This window comes from Ramlibacter sp. PS3R-8 (assembly GCF_037572435.1).
Lineage (GTDB): Bacteria > Pseudomonadota > Gammaproteobacteria > Burkholderiales > Burkholderiaceae_C > Ramlibacter.
In genome coordinates this window covers 279,500-293,118 of the sequence record NZ_JBBHGT010000001.1, presented here as the reverse complement: position 1 = coordinate 293,118, position 13,619 = coordinate 279,500, and the positions used below count along the sequence as shown (strand labels likewise).

The window sequence follows — 13,619 nt, the reverse complement described above, 5'->3', positions numbered from 1 at the left end:
CTCCGGTGCGGGTGGGGCTCAGGACGGCAGGACGGCCGTGGCTTCGATCTCGACCTTGGCGCGGTCCTCGATCAGGGCCTTGACTTCCACCGCCGTCATGGCGATGTCGTAGTGGCCGATGATCTCGCGGAACGCCCGACCCACCTCGCGCCCTGCGGCAAGGTATTCGCGCTTGTCCGTGACGTACCAGGTCATCCGGACGATATTGTCGCCGCTCCCGCCCGCCGCCTTGAGCACGTCGGCGACATTCTGCAGCGCCTGCCGGGCCTGGCCGCCGAAGTCATCCGTGTGGAAGCGGCCGTCGGCGTCCCAGCCGATCATGCCGGCGATGAACAGCATGCGGCCCTGGGCCACCACGCCGTTCGCATAGCCCTTGGGGCGCGGCCAGCCTTCGGGCAGCACCGCCTGGGCCGGGTTGTCACCGTTCATGCCTTCATCTCCTTGAGCAGTTCGCGCGCGATGATGAGCTGCTGCACCTCGGTGGCGCCTTCGTAGATGCGCAGCGAGCGGATCTCCCGGTACAGCTGCTCCACGGGCTCGCCGCTCTTGACGCCGAGGCCGCCGAACATCTGCACCGCGGCATCGATGACCTGTTGCGCGCCTTCGGTGGCGGACAGCTTGGCCATGGCCGCTTCCTTGGTGACCGTGCGGCCCTGGTCGCGCTGCCAGGCCGCGCGGTACACCAGCAAGGCGGCGCTGTCGATGGTGGTGGCCATCTGCGCCAGCCTGGCCTGGGTCAACTGGAAGTCCGCCAGCGTCTGGTTGAACATGCGCCGGGTGGTGGCGCGTTGCAGCGCCTCGTCGAGGGCGCGGCGCGCGAAGCCCAGGGCGGCAGCGGCCACCGACGTGCGAAACACGTCGAGCGTGCGCATCGCCACCTTGAAGCCTTCGCCGGGCGCGCCGACGCGCTGCGACAGCGGGATGCGGCAATTGCGAAAGCGCAGGCGCGCCAGCGGGTGCGGCGCGATGACGTCGATGCGTTCGGCGATCTCCAGGCCGGGCGTGTCCGCATCCACGATGAAGGCGGAGATGCCGCGCGGCCCCGGCGCTTCGCCGGTGCGGCAGAACACCACGTAGAAGTCGGCGATGCCGCCGTTGGAGATCCAGGTCTTCTCGCCTTCCAGCACCACGTGATCGCCCTCCACGTGGGCAGCGCACTGCAGGTTGGCCACGTCCGAGCCGGCGTCCGGTTCGGACAGCGCGAAGGCCGCGATGGCCTCGCCGCTGGCCACGCGCGAGAGGTAGCGCTCCTGCTGCTGCGGCGTGCCCTGCAGGCTGATGGCGCCGGAACCGAGCCCCTGCATCGCGAAGGCGAAGTCGGCCAGGCCGTTGTGGCGGGCCAGCGTCTCGCGGATCAGGCAGATGGCGCGGGTGTCGATGCCTTTCTGGTGGCCGTAGGGCTGCACGCCGACGGCGTGGCGCAGCCAGCCGGCGCCGCCGAGGCTGCGGACGAATTCGCGGCAGGCGGAGTCCACGTCGCGGCCATGCAGGTGGGACACGTTGGCGACGGCCCAGGCGTCGAGTTCGCGTGCCAGCACGCGGTGCCGTTCCTCGAAGAAGGGCCACTGAAGGTAGGCGGTATCGCTCATGGGCCCTCACCCCGGCCCTCTCCCAGGGGGAGAGGGTGAGAACGGTGCTTCGCATTCATTTCAGTTCCCTTCGAACCTGGGCTTCTGCTTGGCGACGAAAGCTTCGTACGCCCGGGTGAAGTCGCCCGTCAGCATGCAAAGCGCCTGCGCCTGCGCCTCGGCCTCGATCGCCTGCTCCAGCGTCATCGCCCACTCCTGGTGGAGCATGGTCTTGGTGATGCCGTTGGCGAAAGTGGGCCCTTCAGCCAGTTGCAACGCCAGCGCCTGCGCCTGCGCCAGCAGCGCATCCGGTTCGCACAGCCGGTTGAAGAAGCCCCAGCGCTCGCCCTCCTCGCCGCCCAGCGAACGGCCGGTGTACAGCAATTCGCTGGCACGCCCTTGCCCGATGATCCGCGGCAGCATCGCGCACGCGCCCATGTCGCAGCCGGCCAGCCCCACCCGGTTGAAGAGGAAGGCTGTCTTGCTGCGCGCGGTGCCGAGGCGCAGGTCGGACGACATCGCCACGATCGCGCCGGCGCCGGCGCACACCCCGTCCACCGCGGCGACGATCGGCTGCGGGCAGCCACGCATCGCCTTCACCAGGTCGCCCGTCATGCGCGTGAACATCAGCAGTTCCGGCGCGCGCAGCCTGACCAGCGGCCCGATGATCTCGTGGACGTCGCCGCCGGAGCAGAAATTGCCTCCCGCGCCCACCACCACCACGGCATGCACGTCGGTCGCATACTTCAATTGCCCGAACAGGTCGCGCAGTTCCGCATACGAGTCGAAGGTGAGCGGGTTCTTGCGCTCCGGGCGGCTCAGCGTGACGGTGCCGACACCGTCCTGCACCTGCCACAGGAAATGTTCGGCGCGGTAGCCGGCCAGCTGCTTGCGGTTGCCCGCGGCAAGCGCGGGGTCCACCCGCTCAGTTGAATCGTTCATTCTTCGTCTCCTGGGCCTGGGTGGCGCGCTCGCGCTCCAGGTTGCGTTCGAGCTGGATCTTGCCGGACAGGTATTGCCTGGGCCACGGCACGTCGCGGTAGCCAATCTTCGCTGCTTCCAGCAGCGACCATGCGGGGTTCGCCAGGTGCGGACGCGCGATCGCGCACAGGTCCGCGCGGCCGGCGGCGATGATGCTGTTCACGTGATCCGCCTCGGAGATTGCGCCGACCGCCATCGTGGCGATGCCGGCTTCGTTGCGGATGCGGTCGGCAAATGGCGTCTGGTACATGCGACCGTACACCGGCTGCTGCTTCTTGCTCACCTGCCCCGACGAGCAATCCACCAAATCGCAGCCCGCTTCCTTGAACGCGCGCGCGATGGCCACGGCGTCGTCCGGGGTGATGCCGCCTTCCACCCAGTCGTGCGCCGAAATCCGCACCGACATGGGCTTGTCGGCGGGCCAGGCCGCGCGCATCGCCGAGAAGACCTCCAGCGGCCAGCGCAGCCGGTTGGCCAGCGACCCACCGTATTCGTCGGTCCGCTGGTTGGTCAGGGGGGAGATGAAACTGGAAAGCAGGTAGCCGTGCGCGCAGTGCAGCTCCAGCCAGTCAAAGCCCGCCTCGGCGGCATGGCGCGTGCTGCGCACGAAGTCGTCGCGCACGCGGTCCATGTCGGCGCGGGACATCGCGCGGGACCAGTCGCTCACGCCGTCCAGGTACTGCTGCGGCGAGGCGGACAGCAACGGCCAGTTGCCCTGCGCCAAGGGCAAGTCTTCGCCCTCCCAGGGTACCCGCGTCGAGCCCTTGGGGCCGGCGTGACCGAGTTGCAAGGCGATCTTCGCGTCGCTGTTGGCGTGGACGAAGTCGACGATGCGCTTGAAGCCGTCACGCTGCTGCGCATTCCAGAGGCCTGGGCACCCGGGCGTGATGCGAGCGTCCGGGCTGGTGCAGGTCATCTCCGCCACCACCATGCCGGCGCCGCCCATTGCACGGGCGCCCAGGTGCACCAGGTGGTAGTCGGCAGGCAGTCCGTCGACGCAGGAGTACTGGGCCATCGGCGACACCACCACCCGGTTCTTCAGGGTGATTCCGCGCAGGGTGAAGGGCGTGAACATCGGCGGGATCGGCTGCTGCTGCGGCGCGCGATGGCTGCCGGACCGCTCGGCGATCCAGTCCTCGAACTGCTCCACGTAGTCGCGGTCGCGCACGCGCAGGTTCTCGTGGCTGATGCGCTGGCTGCGCGTGAGCAGCGAGTAGGCAAATTGCTGCGGCGGAAGGTTGACGTAGCGCGCCACGTTCTCGAACCACTCCGTGGAGTTTCGCGCCGCATTCTGGATCTTCAACACCTCGACGCTGCGCACCGCCTCGTACTGGCGCAGTGCTTGCACCAGGTCCGTCGGCGTGCGGCCGATGCAGCGCGCCAGCTCGATCGCATCCTCCAGCGCCAGCTTGGTGCCGGAGCCGACGGAGAAATGCGCGGTGTGCGCCGCATCGCCCATCAGCACCACCGGCGCGCGGCCGTTGTGGTGCACCCAGGTGCCGCAGACCACGCGCGGGAACTTGATCCACTGGGCCGAGCCGCGCAAGTGCGACGCGTTGGACATGAGCGAATGGCCATCGAGCACCTTGGCGAACAGGCGTTCGCAAAAGGCGATGGCCTCTTCCTTGGACATCGTGTCCAGCCCCGCCTTGCGCCACACCGCGTCCGGCGTCTCCACGATGAAGGTGGAGGTGTCGACATCGAACTGGTAGGCGTGCGCCTGGAACCAGCCGTGCGGTGTTTCCTCGAAGGCGAAGGTGAAGGCGTCGAACTTCTTGTGCGTGCCCAGCCAGACGAAGCGGCAATCGCGCAGGTCGATGTCGGGCTTGTAGGTCTCGGAGTACTTGGTGCGGATGCGGCTGTTCAGTCCGTCGCTGGCGATGACCAGGTCGGCGCCGGGATAGTCCTCGTCGCCCTGCGCGTTGGTGTCGAACACCAGGTCGACGCCCAGTTGCTCGCAGCGTCGCTGCAGGATGTTGAGCAGGCGCTTGCGGCCGATGCCGATGAAGCCGTGGCCGCCGGAGCGCACCTTGTGGCCGCGGATGTGGACCTCGATGTCGTCCCAGTGGTTGAAGGCCTCCAGGATCTCGGCCGCGCTTTCGGGGTCGGCTGCCTGCAGGTTGCCGAGCGTCTGGTCGGAGAACACGACCCCCCAGCCGAAGGTGTCGTAAGGCTTGTTGCGTTCGATGACCCGCACGCGGTGCGAGGGATCCTGCTTCTTCATGAGCAACGCGAAGTACAGCCCCGCCGGGCCGCCGCCGATGCAGACGATGTCCATGGTTGCTCCAGGCCTAGATAGTTTAAGTTTAAAGCATCTGGGCGGGATCGTCATCCCCTGGGCGCGGGACTTGATCCGTAGGCTGGGGTGACGCAGGAACCCCAGCGAGCGCCACCGCCGGTGCTGGGGTTCGGCTTCGCGCTCACCACCAGCCTACGAATTCGCCTCCGCCGTGATGACAATCCGGTGCGCCAGCCGCATCACCTCCCGCGGCCTTTCTACCTTCAGCTTGTGGTCGCTCCACACCTGGCGCCAGCGCCGCGCGCCGGGCAGGCCGTTATAGAGCCCCATCATGTGCCGCGCGATGGAATGCCAGGGCGTGCCGCGCCGCGCTTGCTCGCGCTCCATGTAGGCCACCATCTGCTCTTCGACTTCTTCCCGCGCCAGGCCGGAGGGAGCGTCGCCGTGGAAAAGCTCGTCCCACCGGGCGAGCCACCACGGATGGTGGTACGCCTCGCGACCCACCATCACGCCATCGAGGGCCTGCAGCTGCTCGTGCACGACGGCATCCGTCGTGATGCCGCCGTTGATTCCGATGACCAAGTCCGGAAACTCCCGTTTCAGGCGATGCACCATCTCGTACCGCAATGGCGGCACCTCCCGATTCTCCTTCGGCGACAGCCCCTTCAACCAGGCGTTGCGGGCGTGGACCATGAAGACGTTGCAGCCGGCCTCGGCAACCGTGCCGACGAAGTCCCGCACGAACGCGTAGCTCTCCACCTTGTCGATGCCGATGCGGTGCTTCACCGTCACCGGCACGGCGACCGCATCGACCATCGCCTTGACGCAGTCGGCCACCAGCTTCGGCTCCGCCATCAGGCAGGCGCCGAAGGAGCCGCGCTGCACACGCTCGCTGGGACAACCGCAGTTGAGGTTGATTTCGTCGTAGCCCCACTGGGCGCCCAGCCTGGCGGCGTGCGCCAGTTCGGTCGGCTCGCTGCCGCCCAGCTGCAGGGCTAAGGGATGCTCGGTCTCGTCGAAGTCGAGGTGGCGCGGCACATCGCCGTGCAGCAGCGCGCCGGTGGTCACCATCTCGGTGTACAGCCGCGTGCGGCGGCTCAGCAGCCGATGGAAGTAGCGGCAGTGGCGGTCCGTCCAGTCCATCATCGGAGCGACGGACATGCGCCATGCGGTCGGCTCTTGCTTCATCCGGCCATTTTCTCACCCGAAGGAGCAATAATCTTTCGCATACAAATGGAGATCCATGATGCGCACCGCCCTTGCAACCACCGCCCTCCTGCTTCTCTTCGGCGCGGCACAGGCCCAGACTTCGACTTGCGCCGCTTCGGCGACCGAGAAGAAGCTCGCCGGCGCCGCGAAGAGTTCCTTCCTGAAGAAGTGCGAGACGGACACTTGTGAAACGCAGGCCGCGGAGAAGAAACTTGCGGGCGCCGCGAAGGACAGCTTCACGAAGAAGTGCGTGACGGATGCGGCCACCACCACTTGCGACGCAGCGGCCAAGGAAAAGAAGCTCGCGGGTGCCGCCAAGAACAGCTTCACGAAGAAGTGCGTCACCGATGCCGGGGGAGCGGTTTCGTAGGTCGCGGTCCCCATGGCCAAGCGACCCGGAATCTTCCCCACCTTCTTCCTGTCGGGCTTCGAGTGCTCCACTTTCTTGTGGAGGGACCGCAAGCGGCGCGACCTGGTTGCCGAGACGCGCCACCGCGAGCACGCGCTGGAGGACTACCGGATCCTGCATGACCTGGGCATCGCCGTCGCGCGCGAGGGCATCCCCTGGCCGATGGTCGACACGCCATCGGGCTACGACTTCCAGACGATCGCCCCGATGCTGGACGCCATGCGCCAGACGCGCATCACGCCGATCTGGGACCTGTGCCACTACGGGTACCCGGAGGAACTCGACCCGTTCTCGGAAGAGTTCTGCACGCGCTTCGCCAACTACTGCCGCGCAGCGGCACAGCACGTCTCGCGGCACCTGCCCGGTCCCTACTTCTTCACGCCCATCAACGAGATCACGTTTTTCTCTTTCTGCGGCGGCGAGTGGGGTTGGGTCGCGCCGTACCGCAACACCCGTGACGACCGGATGAAGCTGCGTGTCGCCTTGTGCAAGGCGGCGATCTGCGGGGTGAACGCCATTCGCGAAGTGTTGCCGGACGCACGGATGGTGCACGTCGATCCACTGGTGCAGGTGATCGCCCCGCCCGACCGCCCGGACCTGAAGGAGGCTGCCCGCCACGAAACCTTCGTCGACACCTTCGTGGCCTGGGACATCCTGTTCGGCAAGAGCCACCCGGAGCTGGGTGGCTCGCCGGAAGTCCTGGACATCGTGGGCGTCAACAACTACTCGTTCGGCCAGATGGAGTACCGCGAACAGGGACCGCACCAGGCGCTCGACCCCGGGCACCCTGGCATCCTGCCGCTGTGCACGCTCATGGCGCGCGTGTGGGACAGGTACCGGCGGCCCATCGTGATCGGCGAGACCAGCGGGATGAACCAGGGGCGCACCGAGTGGCTGCGCGACGTGATGAACGAAGCGATGGCCGCCGTGAACCAGGGCATGGACCTGCACGGCATCTGTCTGTTCCCCGGCATCGACATGCCCGACTGGCACACGGGACAGTGGCTGCACAACGGCATCTGCGACCTGGTGGAGGACAACGGCGACCTGCGGCGCGTGCCCTTCGCGCCTTATGTCGACGAGCTGCGCCGCTGGCAGAAGGAACTGAACCGGGTGACCGCCGTCGACGAGGATCCCTACAGCGACCCGGTCGAACTGCAGGACGTCATCGACGCGGCCAGGCGGTTGCGCCCGGCGCCGGACGCGGACTGGCACTAGCCGGTGGTCGACGAATCAGGGTGTGATGTCACCGCCCGCTCGTTGCGTGCACTTGAGAGTCGGGAAACAATCGGCTCATGAGGCTCTTGGTCGCGAGGGAAACGTGGCGTCGCAGGAGGACGTCCGCCAGTTCCTCGTCCCGGGTCAAGGCCGCCTGCATCAGCTGCTCGTGGCCGGTGAAGACGTCAGTGTGAACGTCCACCGCCTGCGCCAGGTTGCGATACCGGGCCGCATGATTCCAAACTGACTGGTGGAACTCCTCCAGCATTGGAAGGCGTGCGGCGGACAGCAGCGCTACATGGAACTCTCGGTGTGCCGCTTCCCAGTCCACCGTATAGGGTCCCAGGTTCGGCTTGTAATCCGCGACCCGCTGCAGCTGGTGGAAGGCGGCGACGACGCGCTTCTCCCATGCAATGTCAGCATGCCGGAAGGCACTGCGAAGCAGCAGCGCCTCGGTTTCTCCACGCAGGTGGATCACTTCGGCCAGGTGCTCCGGTGAAATCGGCGCGACGCGAAACCCCCTGCGGTCCTCCAGCGTGACGAGCATGGACGAGGACAGCCGATAAAGCGCTTCCCGCAGGGGTGTCATGCCCAGGGAATACCGTTGCATGAGCGACTCGAGAGTCAGCTTCTGCCCCGGCTGCAGCACGCCGAGCACGATGTCGTCCCGGAGGCGGTCGTACACGCGTGCACCGAGCGTTCCCCTGTCGCGCTCGGGAAGGGCGGTCACTCGGTCCAGTACGGCGGTCATATTATCGAAAGTTTAAGGCGTAAGCCGCAAAAGTTTTTGGGGATTACCCTTGGATGATTCTTTTGGCGGTCAGTCAAAATCTGTTTTCTCGAAAATTCATAGCTTCATGCAAAGTTCGAGATCGTCCAACCGACCCCAAAGGAGCTTAACCTTGTCCATCCATCTCGAGCGCGGAGTCTTCCAGCGCTTCGATCCCACCACCACGCCGCTGCCGCTGGTCGTGGATGTTTCGCGCAGCGGCCGTGAGTATCCAGAGCAATTCCGCTCGATGGTTCCCTTCACCACGCTGCATGACAACGTGTCGATGTACGTGGATGAAATCTGGCAGGGCACGGCGGCCCTGGGCGGCACACTTCTGTACGCGTGCTTCCCGAGCTTCTGGATCGACACCAACCGCAGCGAACTCGATATCGATCCGGACCTGATCGAGGGCGAGTGGCCTGTCCCGTTGGAGCCGACGATCTCGAAGCTGGGCCTCGGCCTGCTCAAGACGAAATCGCGCTACGGCGAGCCGGTGCACGAGCGCAAGCTGAAGGTGTCCGAAGTGATGGAGCGTCTGGACGGCTATTACCGCCCGTATCACGCCGAACTCGCGCAGATCATCCAGCGCCAGAAGTCCGCCTTCGGGCTCGTGTACCACCTGAGCTGCCATTGCATGTCCGCCGTGGGTGCACCGACGCACCCGGACCCCGGCCAGGAACGGGCGGATTTCTGCATCGGCAACATCAAGGGAAAAACCTGCTCGCCGGAAGCCCTGGAGTTCGTGCGTTCCCTGATCGAGGGGTTGGGCTACTCGTGCTCGGTCAATTTTCCCTACGTGGGCGCGGAACTCAATGCCCGGCACGGGGACCCGGCCGCGGGCGTGGAGAGCATCTTCATCGAGATCAACAAGAAGCTGTTCATGGACACCAAGACCTTCCGCAAGACGGAAGGCTTCGCCCGGGTGCAACAGAGCGCCACGCACATCCTCCAACAGCTCGCCGCCCGTGCGCGCAAACAAATCACTGCCTGAGATTGCCAATGAAAAAGCTGATCGAAATCGCCCTCGGACTGATGGTGATCGCTGGCGCGGTCCTTCCCGCCCATGCCCAGTCGCCTGCCAAACCCATTACCTTGATGATCCCATTCACTGCCGGCGGCGCGACCGACGTGATCGGGCGCACCCTCGCCCAGTCGCTCTCGGAGACCCTGAAGCAGACCGTGATCGCCGAGAACGTCCCCGGCGCCGGCGGCACGATCGCCGGGCGAAGGCTGCTGGAGTCGCCGCCCGACGGTTCCACGCTGTACATGGCGTCTCCGAGCCAGCTGGTCCTGGCGGGCCTCGTGAACCGTGAACTGAAGATGAAGGCCGAGGACTTCCGTCCCATCCACATGATCGGGACCCTGCCCTATGTGATCATGGCGCGCAGCGACCTGCCGGTGCGCACCGCCGACGAGCTGGCCGTCCTGGCCCGTGAGGCTGCCAGGAAGGGCATGCCCCTCACGTACGCCAGTGTCGGCGCGGGGACGCTGAATCACCTTCTGGGTGAGGAACTGGCGCGCCGGATCAAAGCGCCCCTTGTCCACGTGCCGTACAAGGGTGGCGCCGAGGTCATGCGTGACCTGATCGGGGCGCGGGTCGACATCTTCATCAACATCTACACCGCGCAGCAGATCGCGTTGGCCCAGGAGGGACGCTTCAAGTTCCTGGCCGCGCTCTCCGCCGCTCGCCAGCCGCTGCTGCCCCAGGTGCAGACGGTCGACGAGGGGAATGTGCTCAAGGGATGGCATACGGAAGTCTGGAGCGGACTCTTCGTCAGGACCGACACGCCCGAGCCTGTGGTGCAGAACCTGAACAAGGCAATGGCCCGTGTCCTCTCTGACGAGAAGGTGCGCAAGTTCCTGCTGGATCAAGCCGGGTTGCGCGCTGCGACGCCACGCACTTCGACTGCCGACGTCGACAAGGAGTACGCCGCCGGCGTTGAAGAATTCCGCACCCTCGGCAGGAACGCCGGCTTCAACTGACGAACCGACGCCAGGCCGCAGTGCGGGTGACGAGCCCCGGTCCGCAAGGTCCGGGGCTATTTTGTTCGGTCCGGCCACTGGGCGTGGCACCGGAAGCAACGGATTCACCAGGCATTCGTCGCGTCGTACACCTGGCCTTCCTTCCTACCCGCGGGTGCTTCGCCCGACTACATGCCAGGCCCGGCGCCTGCGTTGCAATGCCCACCAGAGCTACAACAAGGAGCGTCGATGAAGCCATTCCAACTCGACCCGGGCATGCGGACCATGCGCGGCGTGTTCTATCCCACCGGCTGGCTGGTGCTGATGTTCGCCGGCGAACAGCAGGCGCGGGAAGCCGCGAAATTGCTGTCGGACCAGGGTGGTGTCGCCGATACGGACGTGCTGCTGGTGACCCCGGAGGACTTCCGCCGCGACATCGTCGGCGCCACCGGTGACGACGACATCCTGCCTTCCGCCGGAACCGAAGGCGACACCGTTCGCAAGTTCGCGCAGTTCGCCCGGGAAGGGCACTACGGGCTGATGGTGCACGCCCCGAAGGGCGACGACTCGGACCGCATCGTTGAACTGCTGAGAGGCAGCGGCATCACCTTCGGGCAGAAGTACCGGCATCTCGTCATCGAGGACGTGGAGGCGTAAGCCCCCGCGCCTGCCCGGCGCTCCCCTTCCGCGGCAAGGGTCAAGCCTTTCGCCGCGGCGCCCGCGAGCCTATTCTTGGCTTCGCATGCGTCAAGGAGCAGCCGATGAAACGCTTCCACCTCGACCCCGGCATGACCAACATGCGCGGCGTGTTCTATCCCAAAGGCCACATGGTGCTGATGTTCCCCACGGCGCAGGACGCGCTGCACGCGGCCGAGCTGCTGCGGCAGGATGGCGTCGCCGAGAACGACCTGTGCCTGGCCGACCCCGGTGAATTCGAGGCCCAGGTCGCCGATGCCAGCGACGACGATGACGACCTGCTGCTGCCTTCGGTGGGCACCGAGGGCGAGACGGCGCGGCGCTTTCGCCAACTGGCCCGCCAGGGACACCACGCCCTGATCGTGCACGCCGCCGCCGGCCTGTCGTCGGACCACGTGCTCGAGGTGCTGCGCGACACCCACATCAGCTACGGGCAGCGCTACCGCTTCCTCGTCATCGAGGACCTGGTCTAGAAAAGAAAAAGGCCCCGGAACGGGGCCTCGGACTTCTGCGGTGGGGCGTCGACCCTGCCGTGTCAACCCATGTGCAGGCCACCGTTCACCGAGAAATCGGCGCCAGTGGTGTAGCCGCTTTCGTCCCCCGCCAGCCAGGCGATGATCGATGCGATCTCGCTCGGCTCGCCCAGCCGCTTGACCGGGATGGTCGCCACGATCTTGTCCAGCACGTCGGCGCGGATCGCCTTGACCATGTCGGTGCCGATGTAGCCGGGGCTCACCGTATTGACCGTCACGCCCTTGTTGGCGAGCTCTTGCGCCAGCGCCATCGAAAAGCCGTGCATGCCCGCCTTGGCTGCCGAGTAATTCGTCTGCCCCGCCTGGCCCTTCTCACCGTTGACCGACGAGATATTGACGATGCGGCCCCAGCCTTTCTCGACCATGTCGCCCACCACCTGCTTGGTGACGTTGAACATGGAGTTCAGGTTGGTCTCGATCACCATGTCCCAGTCCTCGCGCGACATCTTCAGGAACATGCGATCGCGCGTGATGCCGGCGTTGTTGACCAGCACGTCGATGCTGCCGTGCTCGGCCTTCGCCTTGCTGAAGGCCGCCACGGTGGAGTCCCAGTCGCCAACGTTGCCGACGGATGCGTGGAACGAGTAGCCCTGCGCCTTCTGCTCGTCAAGCCACTTGGTGAAGTCCCGCGTGGGGCCGCAGCCGGCGATGACGGTGAACCCCTCCTTGTGGAGGCGCTGGCAGATGGCGGTTCCGATGCCACCCATGCCGCCGGTGACGTATGCGACTTTTCCCTTGGCCATATCGATCCCCTTGTCTCGGTTGCGTTCGATTCATTCTGCGCGCTTACGCACGCTCGACTGCGAGGGAAACTCCCATGCCGCCGCCGATGCACAGCGCGGCCACGCCCTTCTTTGCCTCGCGCCGCTGCATCTCGTGCAGCAGGGTCACCAGGATGCGGGCGCCGGATGCACCGATCGGGTGCCCGATGGCGATGGCGCCACCGTTGACATTGACCTTGGCCGGGTCGATGTCGAGCGCCTTGTTCACGGCACAGGCCTGCGCGGCGAAGGCTTCGTTCAGCTCGAACAGGTCGACCTGCGAGGCTTTCCAGCCGGCGCGCTCCAGCGCCTTCTTGGTGGCCGACACGGGACCCATGCCCATGATCTTGGGGTCGAGGCCGGTCGTCCCGAATGCGCGGATGGTGGCCAGCGGCTTCAGGCCGAGTTCTTTCGCCTTCTTCGCGCTCATCACCACCACGGCGGCCGCGCCATCGTTGAGGCCGGAGGCATTGCCCGCGGTCACCGAACCGGCCTTGTCGAAGGCCGGACGCAGGCCGGCCAGCGCCTCGGCATTGGTCTTCTTGTTGATGAACTCGTCCGTGGAAAACTGGATGGGATCGCCCTTTTTCTGCGGAATGGAAACCGTCACGATCTCATCCTTGAAGCGGCCGGCGTCCTGCGCCGCCGCGGCCTTCTGCTGGCTGCCGAGCGCGAGCGCGTCCTGCGCCGCGCGGTCGATGCCGTTTTCCTTGGCGACGTTTTCGGCGGTCACGCCCATGTGGTACTGGTTGTAGACGTCCCAGAGGCCGTCGACGATCATCGTGTCCTGCAGCTTCCAGTCGCCCATGCGCTGGCCGTCACGGGAATTCGGCAACACGTGCGGGGCGGCGCTCATGTTCTCCTGGCCGCCGGCGACCACGATCTCGGCATCGCCCCACGCCACGGCCTGCGCCGCCAGCATCACGGCCTTGAGGCCCGAGCCGCAGACGGCATTGATGGTGAGGCCCGGCACCTCCTTGGGCAGCCCGGCTTTCAGCAGCGCCTGTCGCGCGGGGTTCTGCCCTGCCCCCGCGGAGAGGACCTGGCCCATGATCACTTCGCTCACTTGCGACGGATCGATCTTGGCGCGCGCCAGCGCCTCCTTGATCACGATGGCGCCCAGCTCCGTGGCCGGGATCTTGGCGAGCGAGCCGCCGAACTTGCCGACGGCGGTGCGGACGGCGGAAACGATGACGATGTCTTCCATGGGGTGCTCCTTAGGGTGTCTGCTCACTATCTAACTCCCTCCCCCTCCGGGGGAGGGTTGGGGT

14 protein-coding genes are annotated in these 13,619 nt (G+C 66.2%); 6 read left to right on the top strand and 8 right to left on the bottom strand.

Going from position 1 to position 13,619, the window contains the following annotated elements:
- Nucleotides 1-18 precede the first annotated feature (18 nt).
- The 5 genes from WG902_RS01430 to dusA all read right to left on the bottom strand — a co-directional run bounded on the left by WG902_RS01430 (nt 19) and on the right by dusA (nt 5,976).
- Complete coding sequence (locus WG902_RS01430; RefSeq protein ID WP_340058100.1) at nt 19-429, bottom strand: RidA family protein; 411 nt, start codon at nt 427-429, stop codon at nt 19-21.
- On the bottom strand, nt 426-1,589 hold the full coding sequence (locus WG902_RS01425; protein ID WP_340058099.1) for an acyl-CoA dehydrogenase family protein: 1,164 nt from the start codon (nt 1,587-1,589) through the stop codon (nt 426-428). Before WG902_RS01425 ends, WG902_RS01430 begins: the two co-directional genes overlap by 4 nt.
- Nucleotides 1,590-1,649: 60 nt before the next feature.
- Nucleotides 1,650-2,510: an enoyl-CoA hydratase family protein gene (locus WG902_RS01420; RefSeq protein WP_340058097.1), complete on the bottom strand. Its 861-nt coding sequence runs from the start codon at nt 2,508-2,510 to the stop codon at nt 1,650-1,652.
- On the bottom strand, nt 2,494-4,827 hold the full coding sequence (locus WG902_RS01415; RefSeq protein WP_340058096.1) for a bifunctional salicylyl-CoA 5-hydroxylase/oxidoreductase: 2,334 nt from the start codon (nt 4,825-4,827) through the stop codon (nt 2,494-2,496). Before WG902_RS01415 ends, WG902_RS01420 begins: the two co-directional genes overlap by 17 nt.
- A 153-nt stretch (nt 4,828-4,980) precedes the next feature.
- Nucleotides 4,981-5,976: a tRNA dihydrouridine(20/20a) synthase DusA gene (dusA, locus tag WG902_RS01410; RefSeq protein WP_340058095.1), complete on the bottom strand. Its 996-nt coding sequence runs from the start codon at nt 5,974-5,976 to the stop codon at nt 4,981-4,983.
- 55 nt (nt 5,977-6,031) lie between these two features.
- Between dusA and WG902_RS01405 the strand changes: the two genes are divergently transcribed.
- Both WG902_RS01405 and WG902_RS01400 read left to right on the top strand, forming a co-directional pair.
- Nucleotides 6,032-6,367, top strand: coding sequence for a hypothetical protein (locus tag WG902_RS01405; protein WP_340058093.1), 336 nt, complete (start codon nt 6,032-6,034; stop codon nt 6,365-6,367).
- 12 nt (nt 6,368-6,379) lie between these two features.
- Complete coding sequence (locus WG902_RS01400; RefSeq protein WP_340058091.1) at nt 6,380-7,624, top strand: b-glycosidase; 1,245 nt, start codon at nt 6,380-6,382, stop codon at nt 7,622-7,624.
- A gap of 28 nt (nt 7,625-7,652) precedes the next feature.
- On the opposite strand, the gene WG902_RS01395 is transcribed toward WG902_RS01400, so the two are convergent.
- The gene (locus tag WG902_RS01395) at nt 7,653-8,375 is read right to left on the bottom strand and encodes a GntR family transcriptional regulator (protein ID WP_340058090.1); all 723 of its coding nucleotides are present in this window, start codon (nt 8,373-8,375) and stop codon (nt 7,653-7,655) included.
- Nucleotides 8,376-8,526: 151 nt separating this feature from the next.
- On the opposite strand from WG902_RS01395, the gene WG902_RS01390 reads away from it, so the two are divergent.
- The 4 genes from WG902_RS01390 (at nt 8,527) to WG902_RS01375 (ending at nt 11,527) form a co-directional block, all read left to right on the top strand.
- A complete protein-coding gene (locus tag WG902_RS01390) occupies nt 8,527-9,387 on the top strand; it encodes an N-formylglutamate amidohydrolase (RefSeq protein WP_340058089.1) in 861 nt (286 codons plus the stop codon).
- 8 nt (nt 9,388-9,395) lie between these two features.
- On the top strand, nt 9,396-10,379 hold the full coding sequence (locus WG902_RS01385; protein WP_340058088.1) for a Bug family tripartite tricarboxylate transporter substrate binding protein: 984 nt from the start codon (nt 9,396-9,398) through the stop codon (nt 10,377-10,379).
- Nucleotides 10,380-10,607: 228 nt separating this feature from the next.
- Nucleotides 10,608-11,015, top strand: coding sequence for an RNA-binding protein (locus WG902_RS01380; RefSeq protein ID WP_340058087.1), 408 nt, complete (start codon nt 10,608-10,610; stop codon nt 11,013-11,015).
- A 104-nt stretch (nt 11,016-11,119) separates the two neighbouring features.
- The gene (locus WG902_RS01375; protein WP_340058086.1) at nt 11,120-11,527 is read left to right on the top strand and encodes an RNA-binding protein; all 408 of its coding nucleotides are present in this window, start codon (nt 11,120-11,122) and stop codon (nt 11,525-11,527) included.
- Between the two features lie 62 nt (nt 11,528-11,589).
- On the opposite strand, the gene phbB is transcribed toward WG902_RS01375, so the two are convergent.
- Entirely contained in the window at nt 11,590-12,330 is a 741-nt protein-coding gene (phbB, locus tag WG902_RS01370; RefSeq protein ID WP_340058085.1) for an acetoacetyl-CoA reductase, read from the bottom strand.
- A 43-nt stretch (nt 12,331-12,373) separates the two neighbouring features.
- Nucleotides 12,374-13,555: an acetyl-CoA C-acetyltransferase gene (locus WG902_RS01365; RefSeq protein WP_340058084.1), complete on the bottom strand. Its 1,182-nt coding sequence runs from the start codon at nt 13,553-13,555 to the stop codon at nt 12,374-12,376.
- Between the last annotated feature and the right edge of the window lie 64 nt (nt 13,556-13,619).

Bases quoted from the DNA above. Each gene is read 5' to 3' on its own strand.
- WG902_RS01425 (WP_340058099.1), bottom strand. From the start codon at position 1,589: ATGAGCGATACCGCCTACCTTCAGTGGCCCTTCTTCGAGGAACGGCAC.
- WG902_RS01365 (WP_340058084.1), bottom strand. From the start codon at position 13,555: ATGGAAGACATCGTCATCGTTTCCGCCGTCCGCACCGCCGTCGGCAAG.
- dusA (WP_340058095.1), bottom strand. From the start codon at position 5,976: ATGAAGCAAGAGCCGACCGCATGGCGCATGTCCGTCGCTCCGATGATG.
- WG902_RS01415 (WP_340058096.1), bottom strand. From the start codon at position 4,827: ATGGACATCGTCTGCATCGGCGGCGGCCCGGCGGGGCTGTACTTCGCG.
- WG902_RS01385 (WP_340058088.1), top strand. From the start codon at position 9,396: ATGAAAAAGCTGATCGAAATCGCCCTCGGACTGATGGTGATCGCTGGC.
- WG902_RS01420 (WP_340058097.1), bottom strand. From the start codon at position 2,510: ATGAACGATTCAACTGAGCGGGTGGACCCCGCGCTTGCCGCGGGCAAC.
- WG902_RS01375 (WP_340058086.1), top strand. From the start codon at position 11,120: ATGAAACGCTTCCACCTCGACCCCGGCATGACCAACATGCGCGGCGTG.
- WG902_RS01380 (WP_340058087.1), top strand. From the start codon at position 10,608: ATGAAGCCATTCCAACTCGACCCGGGCATGCGGACCATGCGCGGCGTG.
- WG902_RS01395 (WP_340058090.1), bottom strand. From the start codon at position 8,375: ATGACCGCCGTACTGGACCGAGTGACCGCCCTTCCCGAGCGCGACAGG.
- phbB (WP_340058085.1), bottom strand. From the start codon at position 12,330: ATGGCCAAGGGAAAAGTCGCATACGTCACCGGCGGCATGGGTGGCATC.
- WG902_RS01405 (WP_340058093.1), top strand. From the start codon at position 6,032: ATGATGCGCACCGCCCTTGCAACCACCGCCCTCCTGCTTCTCTTCGGC.
- WG902_RS01430 (WP_340058100.1), bottom strand. From the start codon at position 429: ATGAACGGTGACAACCCGGCCCAGGCGGTGCTGCCCGAAGGCTGGCCG.
- WG902_RS01400 (WP_340058091.1), top strand. From the start codon at position 6,380: ATGGCCAAGCGACCCGGAATCTTCCCCACCTTCTTCCTGTCGGGCTTC.